Annotated in this window: 23 protein-coding genes and 1 pseudogene; 7 read left to right on the top strand and 17 right to left on the bottom strand. The window is 68.6% G+C overall.

Going from position 1 to position 23,741, the window contains the following annotated elements; translation table 11 throughout:
• Positions 1-60 precede the first annotated feature (60 nt).
• The 3 genes and pseudogenes from V6U89_RS24735 to V6U89_RS24725 all read right to left on the bottom strand — a co-directional run.
• Positions 61-642, bottom strand: a pseudogene (locus V6U89_RS24735) (IS256 family transposase); the annotation flags it as partial.
• Between the two features lie 84 nt (positions 643-726).
• Entirely contained in the window at positions 727-1,563 is an 837-nt protein-coding gene (locus V6U89_RS24730; RefSeq protein ID WP_334573987.1) for an IS5 family transposase, read from the bottom strand.
• A 519-nt stretch (positions 1,564-2,082) separates the two neighbouring features.
• Positions 2,083-2,874: a hypothetical protein gene (locus V6U89_RS24725; protein WP_334573985.1), complete on the bottom strand. Its 792-nt coding sequence runs from the start codon at positions 2,872-2,874 to the stop codon at positions 2,083-2,085.
• A gap of 237 nt (positions 2,875-3,111) precedes the next feature.
• On the opposite strand from V6U89_RS24725, the gene V6U89_RS24720 reads away from it, so the two are divergent.
• Positions 3,112-5,103, top strand: coding sequence for a DUF4209 domain-containing protein (locus V6U89_RS24720; protein WP_442933979.1), 1,992 nt, complete (start codon positions 3,112-3,114; stop codon positions 5,101-5,103).
• Between the two features lie 285 nt (positions 5,104-5,388).
• On the opposite strand, the gene V6U89_RS24715 is transcribed toward V6U89_RS24720, so the two are convergent.
• From V6U89_RS24715 to V6U89_RS24705, 3 genes are all read right to left on the bottom strand, one after another.
• Complete coding sequence (locus tag V6U89_RS24715) at positions 5,389-5,865, bottom strand: hypothetical protein (RefSeq protein WP_334573981.1); 477 nt, start codon at positions 5,863-5,865, stop codon at positions 5,389-5,391.
• Between the two features lie 666 nt (positions 5,866-6,531).
• On the bottom strand, positions 6,532-6,705 hold the full coding sequence (locus V6U89_RS24710; RefSeq protein ID WP_334573979.1) for a hypothetical protein: 174 nt from the start codon (positions 6,703-6,705) through the stop codon (positions 6,532-6,534).
• A gap of 211 nt (positions 6,706-6,916) precedes the next feature.
• The gene (locus V6U89_RS24705; RefSeq protein ID WP_334573976.1) at positions 6,917-7,096 is read right to left on the bottom strand and encodes a hypothetical protein; all 180 of its coding nucleotides are present in this window, start codon (positions 7,094-7,096) and stop codon (positions 6,917-6,919) included.
• A gap of 424 nt (positions 7,097-7,520) precedes the next feature.
• Here V6U89_RS24705 and V6U89_RS24700 point away from each other — a divergent pair, with 424 nt between their 5' ends.
• On the top strand, positions 7,521-8,942 hold the full coding sequence (locus V6U89_RS24700) for a helix-turn-helix domain-containing protein (RefSeq protein ID WP_334573972.1): 1,422 nt from the start codon (positions 7,521-7,523) through the stop codon (positions 8,940-8,942).
• 3 nt (positions 8,943-8,945) lie between these two features.
• On the opposite strand, the gene V6U89_RS24695 is transcribed toward V6U89_RS24700, so the two are convergent.
• The 4 genes from V6U89_RS24695 to V6U89_RS24680 form a co-directional block, all read right to left on the bottom strand.
• Positions 8,946-9,512 carry an NUDIX hydrolase gene (locus V6U89_RS24695; RefSeq protein WP_334573970.1) on the bottom strand — a complete coding sequence of 189 codons (567 nt, stop codon included), beginning with the start codon at positions 9,510-9,512 and terminating at the stop codon, positions 8,946-8,948.
• A gap of 238 nt (positions 9,513-9,750) precedes the next feature.
• Positions 9,751-10,596: an FG-GAP repeat domain-containing protein gene (locus tag V6U89_RS24690; RefSeq protein ID WP_334573968.1), complete on the bottom strand. Its 846-nt coding sequence runs from the start codon at positions 10,594-10,596 to the stop codon at positions 9,751-9,753.
• 221 nt (positions 10,597-10,817) lie between these two features.
• On the bottom strand, positions 10,818-11,267 hold the full coding sequence (locus tag V6U89_RS24685; RefSeq protein ID WP_334573967.1) for an iron chaperone: 450 nt from the start codon (positions 11,265-11,267) through the stop codon (positions 10,818-10,820).
• A gap of 166 nt (positions 11,268-11,433) precedes the next feature.
• A complete protein-coding gene (locus V6U89_RS24680; protein WP_334573965.1) occupies positions 11,434-11,853 on the bottom strand; it encodes an OsmC family protein in 420 nt (139 codons plus the stop codon).
• Between the two features lie 124 nt (positions 11,854-11,977).
• Between V6U89_RS24680 and V6U89_RS24675 the strand changes: the two genes are divergently transcribed.
• Both V6U89_RS24675 and V6U89_RS24670 read left to right on the top strand, forming a co-directional pair.
• On the top strand, positions 11,978-12,688 hold the full coding sequence (locus tag V6U89_RS24675) for a DNA alkylation repair protein (protein ID WP_334573962.1): 711 nt from the start codon (positions 11,978-11,980) through the stop codon (positions 12,686-12,688).
• A gap of 224 nt (positions 12,689-12,912) precedes the next feature.
• A complete protein-coding gene (locus V6U89_RS24670) occupies positions 12,913-14,115 on the top strand; it encodes a D-alanyl-D-alanine carboxypeptidase family protein (RefSeq protein ID WP_334573991.1) in 1,203 nt (400 codons plus the stop codon).
• A gap of 63 nt (positions 14,116-14,178) precedes the next feature.
• Here the strand turns inward: V6U89_RS24670 and V6U89_RS24665 are convergent, their stop codons facing one another.
• Positions 14,179-15,078 carry an alpha/beta hydrolase gene (locus V6U89_RS24665; RefSeq protein WP_334573960.1) on the bottom strand — a complete coding sequence of 300 codons (900 nt, stop codon included), beginning with the start codon at positions 15,076-15,078 and terminating at the stop codon, positions 14,179-14,181.
• Positions 15,079-15,163: 85 nt separating this feature from the next.
• Between V6U89_RS24665 and V6U89_RS24660 the strand changes: the two genes are divergently transcribed.
• Positions 15,164-15,919: a PIG-L deacetylase family protein gene (locus V6U89_RS24660; RefSeq protein WP_334573958.1), complete on the top strand. Its 756-nt coding sequence runs from the start codon at positions 15,164-15,166 to the stop codon at positions 15,917-15,919.
• Between the two features lie 54 nt (positions 15,920-15,973).
• Here the strand turns inward: V6U89_RS24660 and V6U89_RS24655 are convergent, their stop codons facing one another.
• From V6U89_RS24655 to V6U89_RS24635, 5 genes are read right to left on the bottom strand one after another with little or no spacing between them, the layout of a single operon-like run.
• Positions 15,974-16,618: a M15 family metallopeptidase gene (locus tag V6U89_RS24655; RefSeq protein ID WP_334573956.1), complete on the bottom strand. Its 645-nt coding sequence runs from the start codon at positions 16,616-16,618 to the stop codon at positions 15,974-15,976.
• Positions 16,615-17,790 (bottom strand): UDP-N-acetylglucosamine--N-acetylmuramyl-(pentapeptide) pyrophosphoryl-undecaprenol N-acetylglucosamine transferase, encoded by a 1,176-nt coding sequence (locus V6U89_RS24650; protein ID WP_334573954.1) that lies wholly within the window; start codon positions 17,788-17,790, stop codon positions 16,615-16,617. Before V6U89_RS24650 ends, V6U89_RS24655 begins: the two co-directional genes overlap by 4 nt.
• Positions 17,790-18,818, bottom strand: coding sequence for a D-alanine--D-alanine ligase family protein (locus tag V6U89_RS24645; protein WP_334573952.1), 1,029 nt, complete (start codon positions 18,816-18,818; stop codon positions 17,790-17,792). Before V6U89_RS24645 ends, V6U89_RS24650 begins: the two co-directional genes overlap by 1 nt.
• Positions 18,815-19,981 (bottom strand): alanine racemase, encoded by a 1,167-nt coding sequence (alr, locus tag V6U89_RS24640; RefSeq protein ID WP_334573950.1) that lies wholly within the window; start codon positions 19,979-19,981, stop codon positions 18,815-18,817. The genes V6U89_RS24645 and alr overlap by 4 nt, the downstream gene beginning before the upstream one ends.
• Before the next feature lie 35 nt (positions 19,982-20,016).
• Positions 20,017-20,184, bottom strand: coding sequence for a hypothetical protein (locus V6U89_RS24635; protein WP_334573948.1), 168 nt, complete (start codon positions 20,182-20,184; stop codon positions 20,017-20,019).
• 178 nt (positions 20,185-20,362) lie between these two features.
• Here V6U89_RS24635 and V6U89_RS24630 point away from each other — a divergent pair, with 178 nt between their 5' ends.
• Positions 20,363-21,091: a response regulator transcription factor gene (locus V6U89_RS24630; protein ID WP_334573947.1), complete on the top strand. Its 729-nt coding sequence runs from the start codon at positions 20,363-20,365 to the stop codon at positions 21,089-21,091.
• Entirely contained in the window at positions 21,088-22,743 is a 1,656-nt protein-coding gene (locus V6U89_RS24625) for a sensor histidine kinase (RefSeq protein WP_334573944.1), read from the top strand. The genes V6U89_RS24630 and V6U89_RS24625 overlap by 4 nt, the downstream gene beginning before the upstream one ends.
• 102 nt (positions 22,744-22,845) lie before the next feature.
• Here the strand turns inward: V6U89_RS24625 and V6U89_RS24620 are convergent, their stop codons facing one another.
• The gene (locus tag V6U89_RS24620) at positions 22,846-23,631 is read right to left on the bottom strand and encodes an alpha/beta hydrolase (RefSeq protein ID WP_334573942.1); all 786 of its coding nucleotides are present in this window, start codon (positions 23,629-23,631) and stop codon (positions 22,846-22,848) included.
• Positions 23,632-23,741: the final 110 nt, after the last annotated feature.

Below are 23,741 nucleotides of genomic sequence, written 5' to 3'. Positions count from 1 at the left end.
CCTACTCCGCAAACGCGTCCTGCTCGCACACTGACCCCTTCACACAACGAGCGACAGAGCCCGCACCTTGACCACGATGGCGTCGATGAACACCGCCGCGTAAATCTCGTCCAGAGGCCGGTGCGACCAGTCGGTCATCTCCTCGATCACCTTGTCCGTGATCCGCGAGACGGTCTCCTTCGACACCGACGCCCCGTAGATCTCGGCGAAGTGCGCCGAGATCTCCCCGGTCGTCAAGCCCTTGGCATACAAGGACAACACGACCTCGTCGACCCCGGACAGGCGCCGCTGCCGCTTGCGCACGATCTGTGGTTCGAACGTGCCGGCCCGGTCCCGGGGCACGTCGATCTGCACCGGCCCCGATGCGTCGGTCAGCACCGTCTTTGGCGTGGAGCCGTTACGAATATTGCTCGAGCCGATACCCGCCGCATCGTGCTTTTCGTAGCCGAGGTGCTCGGTCATCTCCTCATTCAGCGCGGTCTCCAGGACCGTCTTGGTCAGCTGCTTGAGCAGCCCGTCGGGGCCGGTCAGCGACAGGCCCTGTTCCTTCGCGGCCCGCACCAGCTCGGCGGCGGCCTTCGCCTCCGGCGAGGGCTCGGGCCGCTTCTTGCGTCCGGTCTGGTCGTTCAGTGTCGCGGTCATCACGGCACCCTCCTCACCAGGCACAACGCCTGGCGGGTCAGGCCGGAAACACCGTTAGATCCACAGACCCGAGTGATGCGATCTTCAGTCGTCTCGCCAGGTTGGGGTGGTTTCGTTGGCGACCCGTTTGGTGAGGTTGTCGATCATCGCGATGTGGATCATGCTGGCGGAGTTGTCGGGTAGGGCTTCGTAGTCACGGGCCAGGCGCCGGTGCAGCATGATCCAGCCGAGGGTGCGTTCGATGACCCATCGGCGTTTGACCACCGAGAACCCTTTGATGTGCGGGTCTTTGGCGACGACCTCGACGTCGATGCCGAGGGTGGCGCCGTGTTCGATGACCTTGTTCTTGAAGCCGGCGTCGACCCACGTCTTGGCCAGGGCGGGGTGGGTGGTCTTGGCCTGGTTGAGGAGGTGAATGCCGATGGTGTTGTCGCTGGCGCTGGCGGCGGTGACGATGACGGCGAGGAGTAGGCCGAGGGTGTCGGTGACGATGCCGCGTTTGCGTCCGACGATCTTCTTGCCCGCGTCGATGCCCTGGCTGGCCAGTGGTGCGTTGGTGGAGGTCTTCACGCTCTGGGTGTCGATGACGCAGGCCGACGGCTGCGGGGCCCGTCCGGCCTTGGTGCGGGCCAGGCCGGTGAGGTCGTAATTGAGCTGGGTGAAGATGCCGTCGCCTGTCCAGGCGGTGAAGTAGCCGTAGACGGTCTGCCAGGGCGGGAAGTCATGCGGCAGGTAGCGCCAGGCGATGCCGGTGCGGTTGACGTAGAGGATCGCGTTGAAGATCTCCCGTAGATCGTGGGTGGCGGTACGTCCGCCGATACCGGCGTCGGTGCGGGCCTGGCGCCAGGCGGTCAGCCGTGGTGCGATCAGCGTCCAGCGGGCGTCGGACAGGTCGGAGGGGTAGGCAGGTCGCTCGGCCATGCAACATGTCTACTGTGGACTCCGGGGTGGATTGCGGTTGGGTCCGACGATTCCCGAACTTTCGTGAACCAGACACGATCTGCGGATCAAAGCAGGGCATCTTGCATCGGCATCAATCAGGCGAACCTGGCCGCAGTGGTGATCATTCGACCCTGCCGACGCCTCGCCGACCAGACCCACGAAAGCAGCAATACATAGCGGGAACGATCAAAACGCCCACTCAGAGCCCGTTCGGCGGCCCTTACCTGTCGGGACGACTTCGGGTAGGCGTTGGACAGTTCGACCACGAGGTGGACGAGCCGGTCGCGGGCTTCCTGGAGTTGAGTGCCGACCTCAACGTGCCTGCAAGCGGGCATGTGGCGGGGGGTCCTGCTGGCCATGGTCATCCTTTCGACGTCGAGTGGAGGTGTCGCTAGTTGGTCGTGCACAGGTGATCGGCGGGTAGCGGGTTGAGCATGCCCTAGCCGGGCAACAGAGCACCCGCCTAGCACCCTTTACACGACCCAGGGTCGGGGTTGGTTACCGTCCGCGACGTCCGCTGCGGCGGTCGTACAGATGCCAGCCGGCGGTGGTCATGGCGACGGCGAAGAACACAGCGAAGAACAGGCTCTGGGCGTTCGCCGTGATCCGCATGTGGGCGACGCCTGCCGGCGCGCCGGGCAGCTCCGTCCGGCTTACGACGTTGAGCGTCGCCCAGAGGTCTCCGTGCGCGATGGCGCTGCACATCTTCCAGGTGAGCAGATACGGCTTGTTGCCGCCTGGCATGGTGTCGCCGGCCGCCTTGACGATTTCGGCATAGCCGACGTGCTTGATCGCCGCACTCTCATCGATGCCCCGCCGCTTCGCGATCGCCTTCAGTTGATCCAGGCGCTCCGCTTCGGTTCTCGGCCCGGTTACGCCGAGCAGCTTCTGCATCGCCTCGCCGCCGCGGATGTCGAGCGCGGTAAAGCGCAGCCGGCGCAGGATCCGCGCGGCGCGGTCGTCCGGGGCGAGCAGCCACACGGCCGCGCTCGCGTTCTCCAGGGCGGCGCGGGCCAGGGAGTACGGGGCGTACATGTGCATCACATGCGCGTCCTTTAGGAGTGTGCGCAGGCAATGCAGATGGTCGACAGCGTGAGAGAGCGCGTGCCAGGCGGCCTGGCTGAGCTGATGCGGGTGAACCTCCTTGTCGTCGCGGCTCAGATCGCTGCGCTCCTGAGGACGCGCGCGCGGCCCTTCAGGGTCCATGCGCTTCAGCCACGGTTCGATCTTGTCGAGGTGCCGGAACATCTCGGCAAACAGCTGCTGCTCCTCGGTTGCAGTCGCGGTCATGTAACGACGGTAGGACTGGGCGGTGGCGCCGGGAAACCGTAAATCGGCGGCCCGCACGATCATGTCCAGGGCGGTGAGCCGTGCCGCACGCGCCGAAGGAGGGCCGGCTCGTGCAGCTGGCATGGATGCCTGGACGGTCGATCACCTGGCCAACTAAATTGAGGATGCCAGCGCCAAGACCGACTTGCTAACCTGAAGGACCGTTCCGGCGGTGGGATCGCGAACGATTGGTAAGTCATGGCCGAATCTGAACGTCCAACCTCCTCGCCAGAGCTGATTGACCCCAGCTGGTGGAACTCGGTAGTAGAGGCTAGCGAAGACAATAACATTAGCTCGATGTCGTTTCGCTTTCAAGCAGCGGCGCGGGAGGTCGAAGTCGGGGATTTCAAGCGGCTGGTCCTCGATGCCCTGGCAATCGCATCTTCGCCGATGCTGGTACCCGACAATTGGCTCGATCCTTTCGCTCCCGTGATTCAGACCCCTACTCACCGTTCGGCCGTGCCATCGGACCTAACGGCTAAGCAGCTGGGGGTTCTAGCAAGCTTGGCGGCCCTCGTTGAGCATGCGGCGCTCCGTGCGCGCGTGGCCGATATCGCCTGGACTTATGGTGATCGCAAAGACGCCGTCCTGCTGGCCACGGCCATCGATGCGTATCGCGAGAGTCCACTGGAGGCATCGTCGTGGTATCACGGCGGCGAGGAGTCCTGGCGGCGCGCTTTGGAGTTAGGGCTACGGAGAGGAAAGGCAGAGCGCCGACGCGTCGAGGAAATGAGCGAGGCACTCAAGGCGCGAATCCTAGCTGCAAGCATCAATGACTCCTTCCTGACCGTACAAATTTCAGCTCTCCTTCTTGGCATACGCGTCCCAAATCCCAATGATATGCGTTCGGTAGCAGACCACTGCCGGTCTCTAGCTGGGGACGCCGCAGGTAACGGAAATCAGCGCTTGGCGCGAGCGCTGAACCGCCAAGCTGCTGCTTGGTATAAGCGCATCGCTGATGGGGAAGCCGCCAACCAGTGCCAAGCTGCGGTGGCGGAAGCCTATGCTGCAGAAGCGAAGCAGCGCCTCTCCGGCGAGTCACCGAGTGCCATGGTTGCCAGCCACTTCTTCGAGAGGGCGATAGCCACGCTTACCTCGCTGCCCAATAAGTATCGGACGGCCGCAGGTCTTGATATCCAACTGGCCGAGTTGCGTAAGTTGTTGGAGGAGAACCGCCTAAACTCGCTTGATGAGATGGTCGCATTCGAGAGTGAAGGCATCGATCTCACTGACTACATCGAAGGCGCCCGTGCAGCCGTCCAGGGTGCCGAACCACTTGAAGCCCTTGCCCGCCTCGGCAGCATTCACTCGATCGTTGATCCTGAGCGAATTTTTGTCTCGGCTACGGAGCGGGTCCGCGGCAGCATTGCGCGGCTCTTCAGCAGCTCTACTTTCTCGCACGATGGCCGTAAGGTTGCCTCCAACGCCGGAAGTTCACCGGTGGACGAGCCATCCGGCAGCCAAGTAGTTACGGATCCAGATGCGGTGGAGCCGGCGGTATGGTCCGAGGTGATGCGAGAGCTGGATATGCGGGTCCAGATCGCAAGTCAAGGTCGGATCTTGCCCGCACATGCAATGATCGTTATGGAGCATCGGTACACTAGGTCCAATCTTTTGGAAATATGCCAGGAGTGTCCATTTGTTCCTGCACGGCAGGAGGCACTGTGGGCCCTGGGTCTATGGCACGGCCTTAATGGCGATTTTGCTTCATCCGCCTTTATTTTAGTCCCACAGCTTGAACAATTGGTGCGTCAGGGATTGAAGCGGAACGGTGTCTACACCTTGCTTGTTGATGAAATGGGGGTAGAGACCGAAAAGGGATTGTCGGCGCTCCTGAGGATGCCCGAGGCCAATGATTTCCTCGGGCCTGGCCTAGCCCTTGAGCTACGCGCCCTGCTTTGCGAGCAGCAGGGTCCGAACCTCCGGAACAACTTGGCTCATGGCCTAGCAACCGACGCGGAGGCTTGGAGCCATAGCTCGGTATACGCTTGGTGGCTGTGCCTCCGCATTGTCGCTCAATCGGTGTTCCACATGCGGGCGCAAGGAGTGATGTCAGAGGCGAGCAAAGATTCGGACTCTGACCGGCGTAGTGAGCAAGTCCAAGAGGATCGGACATGCGAAAGACCCCCGGGCGGCTCCGGCGAGGTGGAGGATGCAGGTACTCGGCGGGCGGAGGATGGAAGCAGCTGAGCAACACCTACTCCTGCTGCGGGAATTGCGGAAATACGTTCCGTTCAAATCCGTCGCGAAAGCTGCAGAGGTTCGGGCCCTCTATCAGCACCAGGTACAGAGGCGGCCCCGTGAGCTGCGGAAGCGCACTCCGGGGCCGTTCTCGTTGTGTAGCGGAGCCTAGCCTGGTCCGGTGTTCCACGAGCCTCCACGGCAACTAGCGGGAACGCGATGACGGTGAAGACGTTTTGCCGCCCAGCATCTCGCTGCCTCGCGGGAACTGCCTTGCAAGGATCAAGACTTGCTTCACCTGAGTGCGGAGCGGAGGGCATTTTCCGCCTCGATACGAGCAGCGTCACGTGCATCTCTTGTCTTGTCTGGGAAGTCCACGTTCTTGCATGCCTCGAAGTAGACGTCACACTCCGACGTCGCCTCAGGCATCAGCAGCCGGACCGTCGAGAGAGTAGCTTGGCCGTCTGTCCAGGGGGACTTCGTGGCCTCAACAGCCTCGTTGTACTTGGCGAGATGCTGCTGGTAGACGGCGTCTCCCTGACCGCGGCTGTTGTCGAGGCTGTAGGCCGCAGTCAGGCGTCCCGACTCGGCCCGCCAGAGGCGCTCCGCCGCTCCCATGAAGTCGGCCGACGCCTGAATCTTCCGGTCGAGCAGTCGCATACCGCGCTCATGCTTCTGCCGCCGACCTTCCCTCAACCAGTCGACAATTCCTTTAAGCGCGATGGCTACGACGGCGCCGACGAGGCCGGCTCCAATCTGACTCCAGTCCATACGTGAGCACGGTAGCCGGACTTGCCGGCGCTCTCACCTCTGCCATCCCGTCCGCCGCCGACCCACACTCCGTGGAGCGGGCCAGGGCCAGGGTGACAAGGTGGAGCGCCCTACTGGACGTACGACCTTGTCACCCTGGCCCTGGTCTGCTCGGCTTGCCTGGGTCGGCGGTGGAGGGGATGGCATCCCACCCCCACCACCCACGAACCCGGAACCGTTCGGCAACTCCATCCTGGAGTCGTCTGGCCCCCGCCGGAGGCAGCTCTAACCCCAACCCCCCCACCCACCGCCCCCTCCCTCACCTTCACCCTTCCCCGCCTCCGGACCCGAGAGCGGCCGACGGGTTCCGTTCGGCAACTCGCTAGAGCCGACCGCAGACCCTTCCGCGGTGAGGCGTTACGAGGTGGGAAGAGACGGGAGGAAGACGTTGTCGTCCTGGTCCCGGTCATCTCCGGGACTCGTCACCGGGTCACCTTGCTGACCGAGGGTCACGCGCGGGGCGGGGCGTGGGGTTCGGGCCGGCTGACTTTCCGCCCCGGCGCCCTTGCGCCGGGGCGGCGGCTCCGAAGGAGCCGGTTGCCGCGCCCCGGCCCGCGCCGCGCGGAGCGCCTTGATACCCGTACAGAACAATTCGGCAGTGCAACTCGCCGACTCAACCCGACCACCTCAGACGAACCGCTGCACGCGCACCTTCGGTCGCTCTCCTGCTAGGTGCCGATACTTGTGTTGGCGAACCTGCTCGTCCCAGATCTCCTGCTCGTAGTCCGGGTCCGGCGGGATCCACTTGTGCGACCCGTCGCTGTAGTGGAACTTCTCGTCGCCCACCCGGAGGATGCTCACCGCACCCACCCAAGGAAGCGCCTGTGCAAGCTGCCGGCTGGCATCCAGGTCAGGTCCTCCGAGGCGCGAACCAGTTGGGCACCCATGTAGAGGGCCAGGGACACCGGCGCGCCATGGAACTCCGCACGCAGCTCGCGCTGGCGGGTCGGGCAGGGCCAAGGGCCGTCGCATCCTCCGCAGCTCCAGATCGGCAGCACGGGTCCGTGAGTGGTCACCGCACCCAGCCGAGGATTTGTGCGGTCATCGACCGGGCCTGCCGACTGGTCGCCCACTGCACCTGGCAACAGGGATACGGCGTCATCCGCGCCCACCAGATGCGGCAGCCGATGCACATCCCGGCCGCCCCTTGCAGGTGCACGGCAAGAATCTGCTGCTCCTGATTGTCGTTCACTGCTCATCCTTCACTGGCCAGTGAGCTCTGTTGATCGGGATGTGATGCCGGGCGCGGCACGGAAATTCGGCGCCGCAGCGGCAGACGTGTCGCCACTTCCGCCATGACCAGACCGGCCTGTGGCGGCGGGCCAGAGTCATCGCCACGGCGAGCAGATACTCGTCGTACGAGACTCGACGCGGTTGGTCCCTGTGGGCCGCTCTCACGGCGCCGTCCCACGGGGCACAACACACGGTGTGGGGCGACTGTCCACTGGAGGCCGGCCGGTTGGAAGCATGCTTGGACTGTCCTGTCAGGCAGCGATCGGTGGCCATGTCGAGTGGTCATGTCACGGTGATATGACCTGCCTCGACCTGCGCGTGGTCGCCGCTTAGGCTCCGTAATGAGCACCTTGGGTAGTCAGTCCGCGACGCTGGGAGCCGGTGTGCTGCTCGATCCGCTTCGGATCCCGGACGACGTCTGGTCCGACGCCGTCGTCCGCGACGCTCTGATCCGACGTGACGTCGGCGCGCTCTTTCGTCGCGTCAGCCAACTGACCGGTGCGAGCCAGACCCGGATCGGCGCGGCCGTCGGCTTGGAGCAGGGGTACGTCAGCCGCGTCATGGCGGGACGGAAGGTGACGTCCATCGACGTGCTGGAACGCATCGCCGACGGCTGCCGGATGCCTGACCAGGCCCGAATGGCGCTGGGGCTCGCCCCGCAGGACCCGTCATGTCTCCTGGACATGGCTTCGCAGGAGGGGCAGCGGCAGAGTGACCAGCCGGTCCACCGTTCACGGCGCGAGGATGTCCGCGCCGCCGTGCAGTTGTGGGAAGGCGATGTGAACCGTCGAGACGTGATCCGGCAGGTGGCGTTCACCTCCGCCGGCTACACGCTGCCGGCCCTGCGCTGGTTCACCGCACCCGCCGCGCCGGCTGTAGAGCAGGGCGGCCGTCGGGTTGTCGGCCAGCCGGACGTCGACACCATCCGGGAGATAACCAGCACCTACCGCCGGCTGGACAACCAGTACGGCGGCGGCCACGCCCGGGCCGCCGTCACCCGGTACCTCCACCAGGAGGTCACACCGCTGCTCAGCGACGGACGCTATGACGCCGCGACGGGGCGGCGACTCCTCAGCGCGGTTGCGGAGTTGACCCAGCTTGCCGGTTGGCAGGCGTACGACATGGCCGACCACGGGGTGGCCCAGCTCTACCTGACCCGTGCCCTGGACCTGGCCCGGGCCGCCGGCGATCCCGGCCTGGGGGCGGAGATCCTGTCCGCCATGAGTCACCAGGCCACCTACCTCGGGCACGGCACGACGGGCGTCGACCTCTCGCGGGCCGCACGGGAGACGGCACAGCGCGCCGGGCTCACCGTCCTGACCGCGGAGGCGTCCGTCATGGAGGCCCACGGGCACGCCGTGATCAGGGACGAACGGGCGTGTGCGACCGCGCTCCATCTGGCGGAACGGGCCCTCGACCGGGCCGACCGAAGCAGTGACCCCCAGTGGCTCGGCTACTTCGACGAGGCTTACCTGTCGGCGAAGTTCGGTCACTGCCTGCACGCGCTCGGCAAGCCAGCCAGGGCCGAGGCCTTCGCCGCCCGCTCCTTGCGGATGGACGAGCGCTATGTTCGCGGCAAGGCCTTCAACCTCGCTCTGCTCGCCACGGTCCAGGCGCAGCGGGGTGAGCCGGACCGGGCTTGCGCCATCGGAACCGACGCGCTGTCGCTCACCTCGCGACTTCAGTCGGCCCGAGCTGTGCGTTACGTACGCGATCTGCAGGCCCAGCTCGCGCCCCACCGCCGGCGGCCCATCGTCCGGCAGTTCATCCGCCACGTTGACGCGGTCCTCGGTGCCCGGGCCTGACGCCTACAACTCGCCCCGCGCCTGCCTGGCGATCAGCTCAAGCACTGCGATCACCGTGCCGGCCCCGACGATCTCGCCGCTGGTAACCAGGTGGCGCGCCTTGTCCAACGGGATCCAGGCCACCTGCTCGGCCTCGTTTACGTCCATTGGAACGCCCGTGTATTGGGCCCTGCGCGCGAGGAACAGCAGGTTCTCGGCGTCGGCGGTGCCCACCCACGGCTGGAAGGACAGCAGCGGCTCCACCTCGTGCGGGCGCCAGCCCGTCTCCTCCTCCACCTCACGAACCGCGCAGGCCACCGCCTGTTCCCGATCATCGACATAGCCGCCGGGAAGCTCCCACACCCACCGGTCGAACACGAACCTGTGCCGCCGGATCACCAGCAGACGCTGCCGCTCGTCGAGAACGGCGACCATCGCCGACCGGGGCGCCCGGATCACGTACTGCTCGAACCGCACGCCGTCGGGCAATTCCACCTCAGCGATGCTCAGCCGCGCCCGCCGAGCGTCGTCGACGACCCGCTCACCGTGGATGGTCCATCGGGTCAGCTCCGTCGCCTGCTCCTCCGCCATGGGAACCAGTATCGACGCACCACCGCACCGCCCGTCATCCGCTCACGACGGCTGTCAACGGGGCGCCAGCCGGCGACAACTCGGCATGTGCTGTGTGGAGGTATTGCGCACAAGCAGAAAGGCCACCTCCCGAATCCGGGAAGTGGCCTTCGACCTGCATAAGATCGAACCAGTGACCTCGTCCGTCTGAACGCGGGTGCTGCTGACAGTGCCGCGCTCAGCGGACGCTGGGCAGGGGTCAACCAGCCAGGAAGTATCCGTCCATCCCGACGCTGATCACCGAAGGTGAGGCGTACCCGCCGCTTCCGTTGCCGTGGTAGCGGTAGAGGTCGCCGTTCGAGTGCAGGGCGACCAGGTCGCCCCTGCCGTCGCGGTTGAAGTCTCCGAGTCCGGCGATGTCGGTGAAGTTGCCCCAGCCGCAGCCGACCTGCACGCCGCTGCTGAAACCTCCGCTGCCGTTACCGTTGAAGCGGTACAGACAGTTGTTGCCGTCATTGATACCGACCAGGTCGGCGTTGCCGTCACCGTTCAGGTCGCCCGCGCCCGTAAGCGCGCCTGCATACGAGCTCCAGCCGCTGCAACCCAGTTGCACGCCCGTGCCGAACCCGCCGCTGCCGTTGCCGTACCAGCGGTACAGGCAGCCGTTGTCGTAATTCACGGCAACGAGGTCGCCGTTGCCGTCGTTGTTCAGGTCGCCAGCGCCGGCAAGGCTGTAGCGGTCCCAACCGCACCCGAGTTGGGTCCCTCCGCTGACGCCGCTGTTGCCGTTGCCGTACCAGCGGTAGAGGCAGCCGTTGTCGTAGTGGATGGATACAAGATCACCGACACCGTCCCGGTTCAGGTCGCCCGGAGCGGACAGGTCGTACCTGTAGGGAAACCATCCGGAGCCGACATCGGCCCAACGGGCGACGCCGCCGCTACCGTCACCCACCTGGACCATCATGCCGCCGCCGGACAAGATGAACGGAATGTCGCTGACACCGTCGCGGTTGAAGTCGTTTCGCTTGTCATAAATCGTGGCCTGTGCAGGACTGCCCACCAGGACGGCTGCCGCAGCCATGGCGGCGACAACGACGAACCCCATCCATCTACGCAAGGACGTGCTCCTCCCCCGAGAAGGCGTTCCTCCGCATCCATGCGGGTGAATCACCGAGCCGGACGCTATCACCGCCGACGTCTCGGCGGGGGGCAGCGGATCTCGCCCGCAAGCGCTACATCGCCCGGGAATCCTGCACCCACGTGCTCGCCCGGCCAGACCTTGCTCTGACTTGCGCAAGCGGCGGCAGCGTCAGGAGGGCGGCAGCGTCAGGAGACTGCGGCCTTCACCAGCTCGACGACCTTCTTCTCCACCGCGGGGCTCCACTTCTGCAGTGCGTACGCCACCGGCCACAGGTCTCCGTCGTCGAGGTTGGCCGTGTCCTGGAAGCCCAGGGTCGAGTACCGGTAGTTGAACTTGCCCGAGTCCTGGAAGAAGACGACGATCTTGCCGTCCGCGTTCGCGTAGGCGGGCATCCCGTACCAGGTCTTCGGCGACAGCGCCGGGGCGGTGGCGGTCACCGTCGCATGCACACGCTCGGCGAGCGCACGGTCTTCCGGTGCCATCTGCGCGATCCGGTCGAGGACCGCTTGCAGATCGTCGGCCTTCTTGGCCCCCTTCTTGCCCTCGGCGCGCAGCTCGGCGGCGCGTTCCTTCATCGCGGCACGCTCCTCAGCGCTGAAGCCGTCGGACACGGTGGTGGAATTCTTCGCGGACATTCTCGGGCTCCCTCTGCCGTAAGGCCCGGCGTGCTGCCGGCTACCTGGGAAGAGGCTAGGGCCCGGCCGCACCGTGGCGCTTCTCGATTCCTGACCAGATGGCAGGCCCGGACGAGGCGTCGGGCAACGCACTCTTCGCCGAGGCAACGTCCAGATCCACGAGACCTCAGTCGCCAGTGGGACCGGCAACCTCGACGATCGAGACGGGAGTGCCGAGTTCGACGGTACGGGAGACGGTGCAGAGTCGTTCGTGCGACTGCTGCAGCGACCGGGGCAGCGCCTCGCGCGCCCGGTCGCCGTCCGCGCCCGCCGGGAACGTCACGGTGAACTCGACCCTGAGGTTCCGCATCCGGTTCCCTCCGGCCTCGTCCCGGATCTTGTCGCCGGTGACTTCGACGGAGAACTGGGTCGGCTCGGCGCGGCGGCTGGTGATGTGGTCGACGTCTATCGCGGTGCAGCCGCCGATCGCAGCCAGAAGCAGTTCCACCGGCGTAAAGCTGGCGTCGTCGCCCGCGCCCATCGACATCGATCCACCGCGGACATTCCGCGCGACGTACTTGCCCACGCTGGTGCGCTCGATCTCCACCGAGCGGAAGGTGTCCTCACTCATGACAGGAAAACTACCCAGGCCGCGACCCGAGCGAGTGAGATCGCGGGGGCGCGCGGCAACAGCACCGTAGGCAACGGCGGTCGCGGTAGGTTGCCGAGTCATGGCCACGACTGCCGACGTCCGTCACGACCTCGCCAGCCTCGCCGACCCGGGACGGGCGAAGGCATCGAGCCGGTTTCTGCAGATGACTCCCGGCGGGTACGGCGAGGGGGACACGGCCATCGGTGTCTCCGTGCCGGAACAGCGCCGGGTGGCCGCCCGGTACTGGCGCGACCTGTCCCTGGCCGAAACCGCGAAGCTGCTGACCAGCAGCGTGCACGAGGAGCGGCTGACGTCGCTGTTCATCCTGGTGCGGAAGTTCGCCAAGGCAGCCGAGGAGGAGCGGGGCCAGATCTTCAACATCATCCTGGCCAACACCGACCGCATCAACAACTGGGACCTGGTGGACTCATCCGCGCCGTACATCGTCGGCCCGTGGCTGATCGACAAGGACCGGCGCGTACTGGATCGGTTGGCCGAGTCGAGCCTGGTGTGGGACCGGCGCATCGCCATCATGGCGACTTTCGCCTTCATCAGAGCCGGTGACTTCCAGTGGACCTTCCGCCTCAGTGAACGGCTCCTGCGTGACCCGCACGACCTCGTCCAGAAGGCGGTGGGCTGGATGCTGCGCGAGGTGGGCAACCGGGACCGAGCGGCGGCCGAGGAGTTTCTGGCCCGACGTTACCGGGTCATGCCGCGGGTCATGCTGCGGTACGCGATCGAGAAGTTTGAACCGCAGCGACGTCGGGAGTACCTGTCCGGCATGGTCTAGATGATCGATACGCACCGAGGCGCGCTTCATCGAAACAGCCATGCGGAAAACTCCCCAGGCTTTACCTGATGGCACGATCAGGTCGGAATCTCTGTTCGCGGCTGTTTCGTTGGGGGAACGGCACAAGGCGACTGAAAGAACGCAGCCCGCCCAAAGACCGGAATTGTCGGCGTCTTTTTACAACCGGGCCGCGCCGGTCTTATCAGCAGTTACCGTGCTTTAACATGACGGTCGTTCGGATTGCTGTCGTGGCGCTCAGCGCCTTACTGACCACGCCCGCCGTGGCGGTCGGCTCCTCGACGTCGGCGGCGGCCGCGCCGTACGTGCCCTGCCCGGCCGTGAAGCCGCCAGTGCCCCCGCCCGCCGCGCCGTCGCCGCCACCGGTCGGTGCCGCCGACAGGGCCGTCGGCGGCGAGACGCTGGCCACGGCAGGGCTCTCCATCCCCGCGGGTGCGCCGATGGCGCCGGCGGTGACCGCCACCTCGTGGGTCGTGGCCGACCTCGACAGTGGCGCGGTGCTGGGTGGATGCGGCCCGCACGAACACCGCACGCCGGCCAGCGTGCAGAAGATGTTGCTGGCCGCGGCCCTGATGCCGCACCTCGACCCGACACAGGTGGTCGAGGTGACCCGGGCGGATCTGCAGGATCTCGATCCGGCCAGTTCACTGATGGGGGTGGTCGCGGGCGGCCGTTACTCGGTCGAGAGCCTGTGGCTGGGGCTTCTCCTCAAATCGGGAAACGACGCGGCCAACGTGCTGGCCCGGGTCGGCGGCGGCGCCGCCGGGCGGCAGGGCGGCGTCAAGGCGATGAACGACGAGGCACACCGGCTGGGCGCGAACCAGACGCACGCGGCGACACCATCCGGCCTGGACGGTCCCGGTCAGTACACCAGCGCGTACGACCTGGCGCTGATCGCGCGCGCCACCTACGCCCGCGCGGACTTCCGGCGCTACATCGCCACCCGGGTGGCGGAGATACCGGCAGGGCCGGGAACGCCAGGCTTCTCCATCACCCACGACAACACGCTGCTGGGCCACTACCCGGGGACCCTCGGTGGGAAGACGGGCTTCACCGACCTGGCGCGACAGACCTACGTGGGGGTGGCCGAACGCAACGGCCGGCGGCTCACCGTGACCCTGCTCGGCGCGGAGACCGCGCCACTGGGGAGCCTGGGCGAGGCGGCGGCCCTGCTGGACTGGGGCTTCGCTCTCCCGGCCGACGCGTCGGCCGGCCGCCTGGTCGCCCCGGATGAGAAGAAGCAGGGTCCCATCGCCGAGGTCAGGAGCGAGCGCCACGGTCAGGCTAAGACAGGAGCATCGTTCTCGTTGGCGGCCATCCTCGGTTTCGGCGTCGCCGTCGTACTGGCCGTCCTCCTCCTGGCGGCTGCCTGGCGACAGAGGGCCACACGCCGGGCGGCCAACCCGTAGGAAGCCGACGATCAACGGCTCGGTAGGTCGAGCGGCCGGTCTGGCCGATGCCGCAGCTCTCCTTCACCAACGGGTGAGCGCGGCGGCCACCTGGGCCAGGGCGACATGGGCGGCGTCGAAGAGGGCCAGTTTGCGCGGGAAGTTGTGGATGAGTCCCTGGTACCGGGATGCGGTGACGGGCACGCCGGCGGCCAGCAGCCTGGCCGCGTACCGTTCCCCCTCGGCGGACAACAGGTCGAGTTCGGCGGTGATGACCACGGCGGGGGGCAGGCCGGTGAGGTCGGCCCGCAGTGGATCCAGATCCGGCTGGGTACGGTCCACGCCGGGTGGGGCGTACGCGTCCCAGAAGAACCCCATCTCCTCCCGGTCCAGGCCGTACTCGTCCAGTGCCGGATAGTCGGCAGCGGGGTCGATGACCGGGCAGATGAGGATCTGCCCCGCAAGACGGGTCCCCGCATCCCGGGCGCGCCGAGCGGTCACCGCCGCAAGGTGCCCTCCCGCGGAGTCACCGGCCACCGCGATGCGGCCCGGGTCAAGGCCGTACCGAGCCGCTCCAGGCCCGCGCAGCCAGGTGAGCGCTCGCGCCATGTCGTCCACCGCAGCCGGGTAGGGATGCTCGGGGGCGAGCCGGTAGTCCACGGAGAGCACGGCCCAGCCGGACGCGGCCGCCAGGTGCCGGCACAGCCCGTCGTGGGTGTCCACGCCGCCCATCACCCAGCCCCCGCCGTGCGCGTAGAGGACCACCGGCACCGCATCGTGATCGCCGTCGCGGTAGAGCCGGGCGGCCACGCCGCCGGCGTCGACGCTCACCACGGAGCGGATCCCCGGTCCGCCGCCCACCTCGGCCGGAGTCGCCTCGACCATGCTGAGCCGGGCCGCCGGCAGGGTCGCCCGGGTGAGCGGGACACGCTGCTGGACCTGCATCGCCGCCCGCGCCTGCGGGTGGAGCCGGCTGGAGTCCACCCGGTCATTATCGCCTGCTCGACGGAGGTCGACGTTGCCGGTCCGGCGGTGACGGATCGGCGGAGAGGCGAATACGGTGAGGACCGTGGATGAGCTTCTACCGGCACTGCCGGAGGACTGGGAGCGCTGCCTCGCGGTGGCCGCACACCCCGACGACATCGAGTACGGCGCGGCCTCGGCGATCGCCCGCTGGACCGCACAGGGCAAGCAGGTCACCTATGTGCTGGCCACCCGGGGCGAGGCAGGAATCGACGCCCTGCACCCGGACCAGGCCGCGCCGTTGCGCGAGGAGGAGCAGCGCGCCGGGGCCCGGGAGGTCGGCGTCGACGTCGTGGAGTTCCTCGACCACCGCGACGGTGTCGTCGAGTACGGCCCGGACCTGCGCCGCGACATCGTCCGTGCGATCCGCCGGCACCGGCCCGACGTCATCGTCTCGGGCGCCTTCAGCGTCCGCATGACGGGCGGCATCACCAACCAGGCCGACCACCGGGCGGTGGGGCTGGCCACGCTGGACGCCGCCCGCGACGCGGGCAACCGGTGGATCTTCCCGGAACTGGTGGACGAGGGGTTACCACCCTGGGGCGGCGTCCGCTACGTCTGCTTCGCCGGCGCCGAGCGCCCCACCCACGGCGTGGACGTCACCGGTGAACCGCTGCAGCGGGGTATCGCCTCCCTGGCCGCGCACGCTGCGTACACCAGCGGGCTGGGCGTGGCCGGCCCCGAACCCGGGCCGTTCCTGACCTGGGCGGCCCGCCAGGGCGGACCGGCTCTGGGCGTGGAGGCGGCGGTCCTGTTCGACGTGCACGCCCTCACCTTCGAGGGTCCACCACCCTGGCTCTGATCCTCACCGGCGCCATGGCTCGCACTCCGGGCCGCGCCACGACAGACAGCCGCTTCACGGCAGATCCACCGGCCCGTACCGGGTCCGGGCGGCCCCGCTGCTCAGCGCCCAGTAGCGGTCGCCGAACGACCAGTGCCACCATTCGGTCGGGTAGTTGACCATGCCGGCGGACGACAGCGCCTGGCTCAGGATGTCGCGATTGGTACGGGCCTGCGGGGAGATGTCGGGTGATCCCGTGAAGCAGGCGTTGGCGCTGTCCACCGGGCTGGCGTTGACGATCGTGCCCAGGTCCAGTTCGATCCCGTCGGCCGTACAGAGCGTGAGGTCGACCGTGCCGCCGGTGCTGTGCGGAGCCACCTCGGGCGGCGAGATGTACTTGCTGGCCTCCACGTGCCGGCGCGCCGAGTCCCACTCCGGGTACCTGCGGCGCAGTTCGTCCTGGTAGCTCTCGAAGTAGGTTGTCTGCAGGCTGAGCGGTCGGTACCCCTCGATGACCAGCAGCCGCAACCCGCCGGGCAGGGTCCGCTGGGCGGCGAGCAGACGCTGCACCGTCGCCTCGCGCAGGTGCGCGTACGCGCCGGCCTCGTCGGCCAGCCGGTCGTCGACCCGAAGGTCCGCGACCTGGCGTACGTCGACCAGGGCCTCCCCGTTGTCGCCGAGCGGGATGGCCGAGATTCGCCGGTCAGACAGCAGGATCATGACCGGTACCGCCCAGCGGCGTCGATGATCGCGCTGGCCACGGCCGTGGCCGCACGGGGCCGGCCGTGTTGGCGGGCGGCGTCGGCCAGTTCCTGGCGTCGTTCCGGATGGTCGAGCAGCACCATGATCTCCTCGTGGAGGCGGTGGGCGGAGGCGTCCGGGCCGGCGAGCATGCGGGCGGCACCGGCGTCGGCGAGGTGCCGTGCGGTCCGCCGCTGTTCGTCGCCGCCGGTGGGGATGAGCGGGATGAAGACGCATGCCTTGCCCAGGGCGGTGAGTTCGGCGACGGTGCCGGCGCCGCTGCGCGCGACGACGATGTCCGCGGCGCTCAGGACGTCGGGCAGTTCGCCGTGCACGTAGTCGACGACCCGGTACCTGCCGCGCAGGTGTTCCGGGAGGGCGGCCGCGACCTGCCGCATCCGGTCGAGGGAGTAGCCGCCGCACTGGTGCAGCACCTGACATTTCCGCAGGAGTCCGGGGAGGACGTCGGCGATCAGGTTGTTGACCTGGACGGCGCCCTGGGCGCCGCCGGTGACGTACACCAGCGGCAGGCGCGGATCCAGGTGGTACGCGGCGAGCGCCCGGTCGCGATCGCCGGTGAGGATCTCTGGCCGGATCGGGTTGCCGGTGACCACCGCGCGGGTTCTCGCCCGGGCGGGCAGATGGTCGATGGAAGACTCGTGACTCAGCAGGACTCGATCGGCGAGGCGGGCGAGGATCCGGTTCGCCAGCCCGAGCGTGAGGATCTGCTCGTGCATGACCAGCGGGCGGCGGGTCATCCAGGCGGCGATCCCGATCGGGACGGAGACGTATCCGCCGGTGGAGAAGACCACCTCGGGCCGGGTGCGCACCACGATCATGATGGCCCGGAAGATGCCGAGCGGCACGCGGAAGGCGTCGGCGACGTTGCGGCCCCACTCGTGCAGGTTCGGCGAGCGGCGCAGTTTGCCGGTGGTGATCGCCGTGAAGGGAATGCCCTCCTGCCGCGCGATTCCGGCCTCCAGTCCGTGGGCGACGCCCACCCAGCGGACGTCCGGTGCGGTGCCGGCTGCCGCCAGCCGGTCGCGGAGCGTACGGATCGTGGTGAGCGCCGGATAGGTGTGCCCGCCCGTGCCCCCGCCGGTGACGATCATGCGGAGACCACGGAGGTGTTCCGCGGTGTAGACGGCCATCAGCAGGGTGCCGGAGAGGGGGAGACGACGTCGCGCCGCTGCAGCGCGCCCTCGATCAGGATGTCGAGCAGTGCCGAGAAGCCGATCCCGGCCCGCTGCCAGATCTGCGGGTACTGGGAGGCGGCGGTGAACCCGGGGAAGGTGTTGACCTCGTTGATCACCGGCTCCCGGCAGTCTCCGGTCCACCCGTGGCCGTGCTCGGCGTCCGGATCCGGCAGGAAGAAGTCGACGCGGAGCAGCCCACGGCAGCCGAGCGCGTGGAACGCCCGCACGGCCCGGTCCTGCAGCAGTCGGGTGGTGCCGGGGTCGAGCGGGGCCGGGATGTGGAAGACGGCACCGCCGTCGTACTTGGCGTCGTAGTCGAAGAAGGTGGCGTTCGCCACCCGGATCTCCAGCGGCGGCCCGGCCACGACGCGGCCGTCGGGGTGCTGAAGGACGCCGACGTCGATCTCACGCCCGCGCACGGCGCGTTCGACGAGAACCTTCGCGTCGCTCTCGCGCGCGAGCCGCAGGGCGGCGGGCAGTTGCGCCCACTGTTCGACCTTGGAGACGCCCAGGCTGGAGCCGGCCCGGGCCGGTTTGACGAAGACGGGCAACCCCAGCCGCTCCTGCTCCCGCGACGACAGCTCCTCGTCGGACCGCAGCGTCACCCCGTCGGCCACGCGCAGGCCGTCGGCGGCGAGGAGCTTCTTCGTGACCGGCTTGTCCATTCCTGCGGCGCTGGCGAAGACACCGTTTCCGACAAACGCGACGCCGAGCCACTCCAGCATCGACTGGACGGTGCCGTCCTCACCGAACGGACCGTGCAGCGCCGGGAACACCACGTCCTGGTCACCGAGGGCCCGCAGCGCCTGCGCGAACGTGGCCCGGTCGCCGTTCACCCGCCACTGGCCGTCCCGCTCGATCAGCACCTCGGTCACCCGGTAGGCGGCGGGGTCGAGGTGGGCCAGGATGCTCTCCGCCGAGCGCCGGGAGACGTCGTGCTCCCCGCTGCGCCCACCGAACAGCACCGCCAAACGAACACTCATGATGTTGCCGCTCCCCCGTGCAGGTGTACGCGCGCCACTCGCGCGCCGATTCCGGTCAGGACTTCGTGCGGGTTGGTGCCGGCCCAGCGCGCCCACTCGGCGGCCGTCGGCTCGGCCGGGTCGGGCGAGCCGGGCTCGGCGCCGGGACCGAGGACGACCACCGGATCGCCGAGCGCCACCGGCAGGTCGCCGACGTCGACGACGCACTGATCCATGGCGATGCGGCCGACGATCGGGCAGCGCCGACCGGCGAGCCAGACCCACGCGCGGCCCTCGGCGGTGCGCGACAGGCCGTCGGCGTAGCCGAGCGGCAGCAGGGCGAGCGTGGTCGGCCGATCGGTCACGTGATCGGCGCCGTAGGACACGCCGGTGCCGACGGGCACGCGCTTCAGGTTGATCACCCTTGACCGCAGGGTCATGGCGGGTCGCAGGCCGTAGCGGCGGGGACCGGTCGCGCCGAACGGGTCGACGCCGTACATGGCCAGGCCGATCCGGCAGAGATCGAACCGGGTCTGCGGGGCGGCCAGGGCCGCCGCCGAGTTCGCCAGATGCACCACGTCGGGGTCGAGCCCGGTTTCCCGAGCGATCCGCAGCGCCTCCTGGAACGTCGACAGCTGCCGGGCGATGCTCGGGCAGCCCGGCACGTCGGCGTTCGTCAGGTGGGACCACACCCCGCGTACCCGGACGCTGCCCGCGGCCTCGTGCTTGCGGGCCCAGCCGACCAGCTCGGGCCATTCGTCGCCACCGGCACCGTTGCGGGACAGACCGACGTCCGCCTTGAGCTGGACCGCGGCGGGCACCCCGAGATCTGTGGCCGCGCCGGCGATCGCGTGCAGGTGGCTCAGGGTCGACACCGCGATGTCGACGTCCGCGGCGATCAGGCGGGTGAAATCCTCGTCCGGCCGGTGCAGCCAGCTCAGGACGGGCGCGTCGATGCCCGCCGAGCGCAGCGCTACCGCCTCCGTCGCCGAGGTCACGCCCAGCCAGGCGGCGCCGGCGCCCAACGCAGCCCGCGCCACCGGCACCGCGCCGTGCCCGAACCCGTCGGCCTTCACCACGGCCATCAGCCCGGTACGGGCGATCGCCGCGATCGTCCGGATGTTCTCCGCGATCGCCGCAAGATCGATCACGGCCTCGGCCAGCGGGACACTCTCGTTGATCACACCGGTCGGCGGGCGCCGAGCGCGCGTACCCGGCGTCACCCGGCAGCCTCGGGCTCGACGGGCGGTTCATCCGGTGGTTCGGCGGCCCCGTGCCCGCCGACCGCGGCGGCCCGGCGCACCGCGAGCGTCTCCCGGATCCGCCGCCGGGCCGCCCGCCGCTGTCGCTCGTCGCGGCGACCCGGGTGTGCTGGTTCGAAGATCATGTCCGGCTCCTGACTGACGACAGGCACGGTAGGCAGCCGGCTGTGAAGAACCCTTGAAGAAGCCGTGCGCCCGCGGTGCGGATATCCCGCTCGCCGCTCCCCGGAGCCCGCCCACATCAGTTCTTCACGGGTTTCGGGTTTACTTGACCCCCGCCACCACCAGGCAGAATGGGGACACATGAGCGCGCGGATCCTGGTCGCCGAGGACGACCCCAAACAGGCCAACCTGGTACGGGTCTATCTCGAACGCGAGGGGCACAGCGTGCTGCTGGTCGGCGACGGGCGGACCGCGCTGGACCAGTGCCGGTACCGCCGGCCGGACCTGGTGGTCCTCGACGTGATGATGCCGGTCGTCGACGGCCTGGACGTGTGCCGGATCCTGCGCGCCGAGTCGGAGATTCCGATCCTGCTGCTGACCGCCCGTACCACCGAGGAGGACGTCCTGCTGGGCCTCGACCTCGGTGCCGACGACTACCTCACCAAGCCGTACAGCCCGCGCGAGCTGGCCGCTCGGGTCCGGGCGCTGCTGCGCCGGGCCCGGGTGGTGAGCGCCGACAACCGGGCGGTGCTGCGCGTCGGCGAGCTCGAGGTGGACGCCGGCCGGTTCGAGGTACGCGTCGGTGGCCGGCCGGTCGCCCTGACGGCCAAGGAGTTCGGCATCCTCGAGGTGCTCGCCGGCGAGCCCGGGCGGGCGTTCACCCGGGCGCAGATCATCGACCGGGCCTTCGGATTCGACCGTTTCGTACTCGAACGCACCGTCGACGCGCACGTGATGAACCTCCGCCGCAAGATCGAGGACGACGTTGCCGAGCCGCGGTACGTGCAGACCGTCTACGGCCGCGGCTACCGGCTCGCCGAACCGGAACCGGCGGCGACGCCGCAGGGCACGCCCGGAGCCGGCCGGTGAGTTTTCGGCTACGGGTGCTCTGGCTGGTCGTCCTCGTCGCGGTGAGCGCGACCGCGGCGACCGCGTGGCTGACCCTGCGGCAGGCCTCGCAACAGATCAACGACTCGGCCACCACCGACCGGGCGCAACTCGATGAGGTCGTCGGCCGACTCACCACGTACGGCAGCCGGCACGGCACCTGGGAGGGTGTGCCCGACCTGGTGCGGGACCTGCGCGCCCAGACCGGTCAGCGGATCCACCTGGTCGCCGACACGGGCCAGGTGATCGTGGACACGGACACCCAGGAGGACCGCACCGCCCGGCCGCTCGGCACGGTGGTCGGGGTCGTCGACCCGCGGCCGGTGTTGAATCTGGCCGCGCTGCCGGCGGAGCCGGCGAGCCGGCAGAAAGGTGTGGCCGATGCGATCGCCGGCTACCGCACCGGCGTGCGGTTCGCGGCCTGCCTGACCCGGGAGTCCGTCCCGGTTGTCGCTGTACCCACCAGCACGGGAGTTCCGCAGTTCGACGCCGACCTGAGCGCGGCCGGCGGGCGCGATCGCCCTGGTGTCGCTGAGATCGTCGACGGCTGCGCCGACGTCGCGGCAGAGCCGGGCCGGCACCTAGCAGACGCTGCCTCGGTGCAGGTGTGCGGCAGCTCGACGGTGGAAGCACTGGATACCTGCCTGGCGCAGGCCTTCACCAACGACATCAGTGACGTCGCGCCGGTACCCGCCCGGGTCTACCTCGGTGCTCGCGGCGATCCGGCGTCCGTGTTGACCGTCGGTCCACTGCTCGCCGCGGCCGCGGGCGTGGCGGCGGTCGCGGTCATCGGCACCGTGCTGCTGAGCCGGCGGGTGCTGCGCCCCATCGACACGCTCACCGCGGCCGCTCAGCGGCTCGGCCGGGGCGACCTCACCGGACGGGTTCCGGTGCGGGGCAACGACGAGCTGGCGGAGTTGGCCCGGTCGTTCAACCTGATGGCCGACTCCCTGCAGCGCGGGGAGGAGCGGCAACGCCGGTTGGTCGCCGACGTCGCACATGAACTGCGTACCCCGCTGGCCAACCTGCGCGGCTACCTCGAGGCGCTCTCCGACGGCGTGATCGCGCCGGACCAGGAGCTCTACGCCTCGCTGCTCGAAGAGGCAGTGCTGCAGCAGCGCATCGTCGACGACCTGCAGGACCTGGCCCTGGCGGAGGCCGGCAATCTGGCGTACCACCGGGTCACGGTGGATCTGGCCGAACTCCTGGAGACCTGCCGCACCGCCCACCACGCCCGGGCGGAGTCGGCCGAGGTGTCCTTGCACGTGGCGGCGGAGCCGGTTGCGGTACACGCCGATCCCGACCGGCTCCGCCAGGTGGTGGGCAATCTCGTCACCAACGCCCTACGGGCGACCGCTGCGGGCGGCAGCGTCCGCCTGGTCGCGAGCCGCACCGACACGCAGGCGGTCGTCCAGGTCGTCGACACCGGCTCGGGAATCGCCGCCGACGCGCTGCCGCACGTCTTCGACCGGTTCTGGCGGGCCGACTCCGCACGGGGCCGCCGTACCGGGGGCAGTGGCCTCGGCCTCGCCATCGCCCGACAGATCGTCACCGATCACCAGGGCACCATCACGGTCGCGAGTGAGGTCGGCGTCGGGACGACATTCACCATCACGCTCCCCCGCGCCGCCTAGCTTGATCTGCACAGCAGAAAGGCCACCTCCCGTTTCCAGGAAGTGGCCTCTGCGCCCTGAGGAGCGTCGCCTCTCGCGTACTCCTTGCCGAAGGGCTGCCGCTCAGGCGGTCTGCGTACGCACCCAGTCGAGAACGGGCTGGGCGACCTCGCGCCAACCGCTGTCGAAGACGAGGGAGTGGCCGCGATCGTCGAACTTCCGGTACTCGGTGTTGCCGCCCGGGCGGTAGAGCTCGGCCGCCTGCCGCGCCACCACCTCGGGAATGGTGTGATCCCGACCACCGCCGATGATCAGAAGTGGCCCCCGCTTCCGGTCGTCGAGGTCGACCGCGACCGGGGACGCCGGGTCCTTCTTCGCCGCCGTCAGGTCGAAGATCGGCCGGCCCGGACCGGGAATCGCCCAGCGGTCGTAGAGCTGGTCGGACTCCTCGCGGCTGATCGCGTTTCCGAAGCGGTACCGGAACTGGCGGCGGCTGAGCATCACCGCGCGGTCGCGGTTGGCCTTGCGGTACAGCACCGGCAACGCCGACCAGACCTGTGCGAACGGCAGGGCTCTGACGCCCTTGATCGGGGCCGGGTCGATCGCCACCGCGGCCCGGGCGGCGCCCGAGGCGAGCAGCTTCTGGGCGATGAGCCCGCCGAACGAGTGCCCGATCACGATCGGCGGCTCGCCGAGCCGCGCGATCCGGGTGAAGTGGTCCGCGATGTCGCGGACGCCGTAACCGGCGACACGCTCCGGCTGCTGCCGCGTCTGGGTGACGGTTTCGCCGTCACCGGGCCAGCCCGGCGCCTCCACCTCGAACCCGGCCGAGCGAAAGAGGTCGAGCCACGGATCCCAGGCGCGGGGGTGGATCCAGAGGCCGTGTACGAAGAGAACGCGGGTCGCCACGATTGCTCCTACGAATGCCAGGAGAAAGAACGGTCGTTCTTTCTTCACCTCCAAGCTAGCGACACTCCCCGCCCACCAGCAAACCGTAGCCGAGTGAGAGAAAGAACGGT

It is taken from the genome of Micromonospora sp. CPCC 206171, assembly GCF_036906755.1.
GTDB classification, from domain to species: domain Bacteria; phylum Actinomycetota; class Actinomycetes; order Mycobacteriales; family Micromonosporaceae; genus Micromonospora; species Micromonospora purpureochromogenes.
This window is presented reverse-complemented; position numbering and strand designations above follow the sequence as displayed.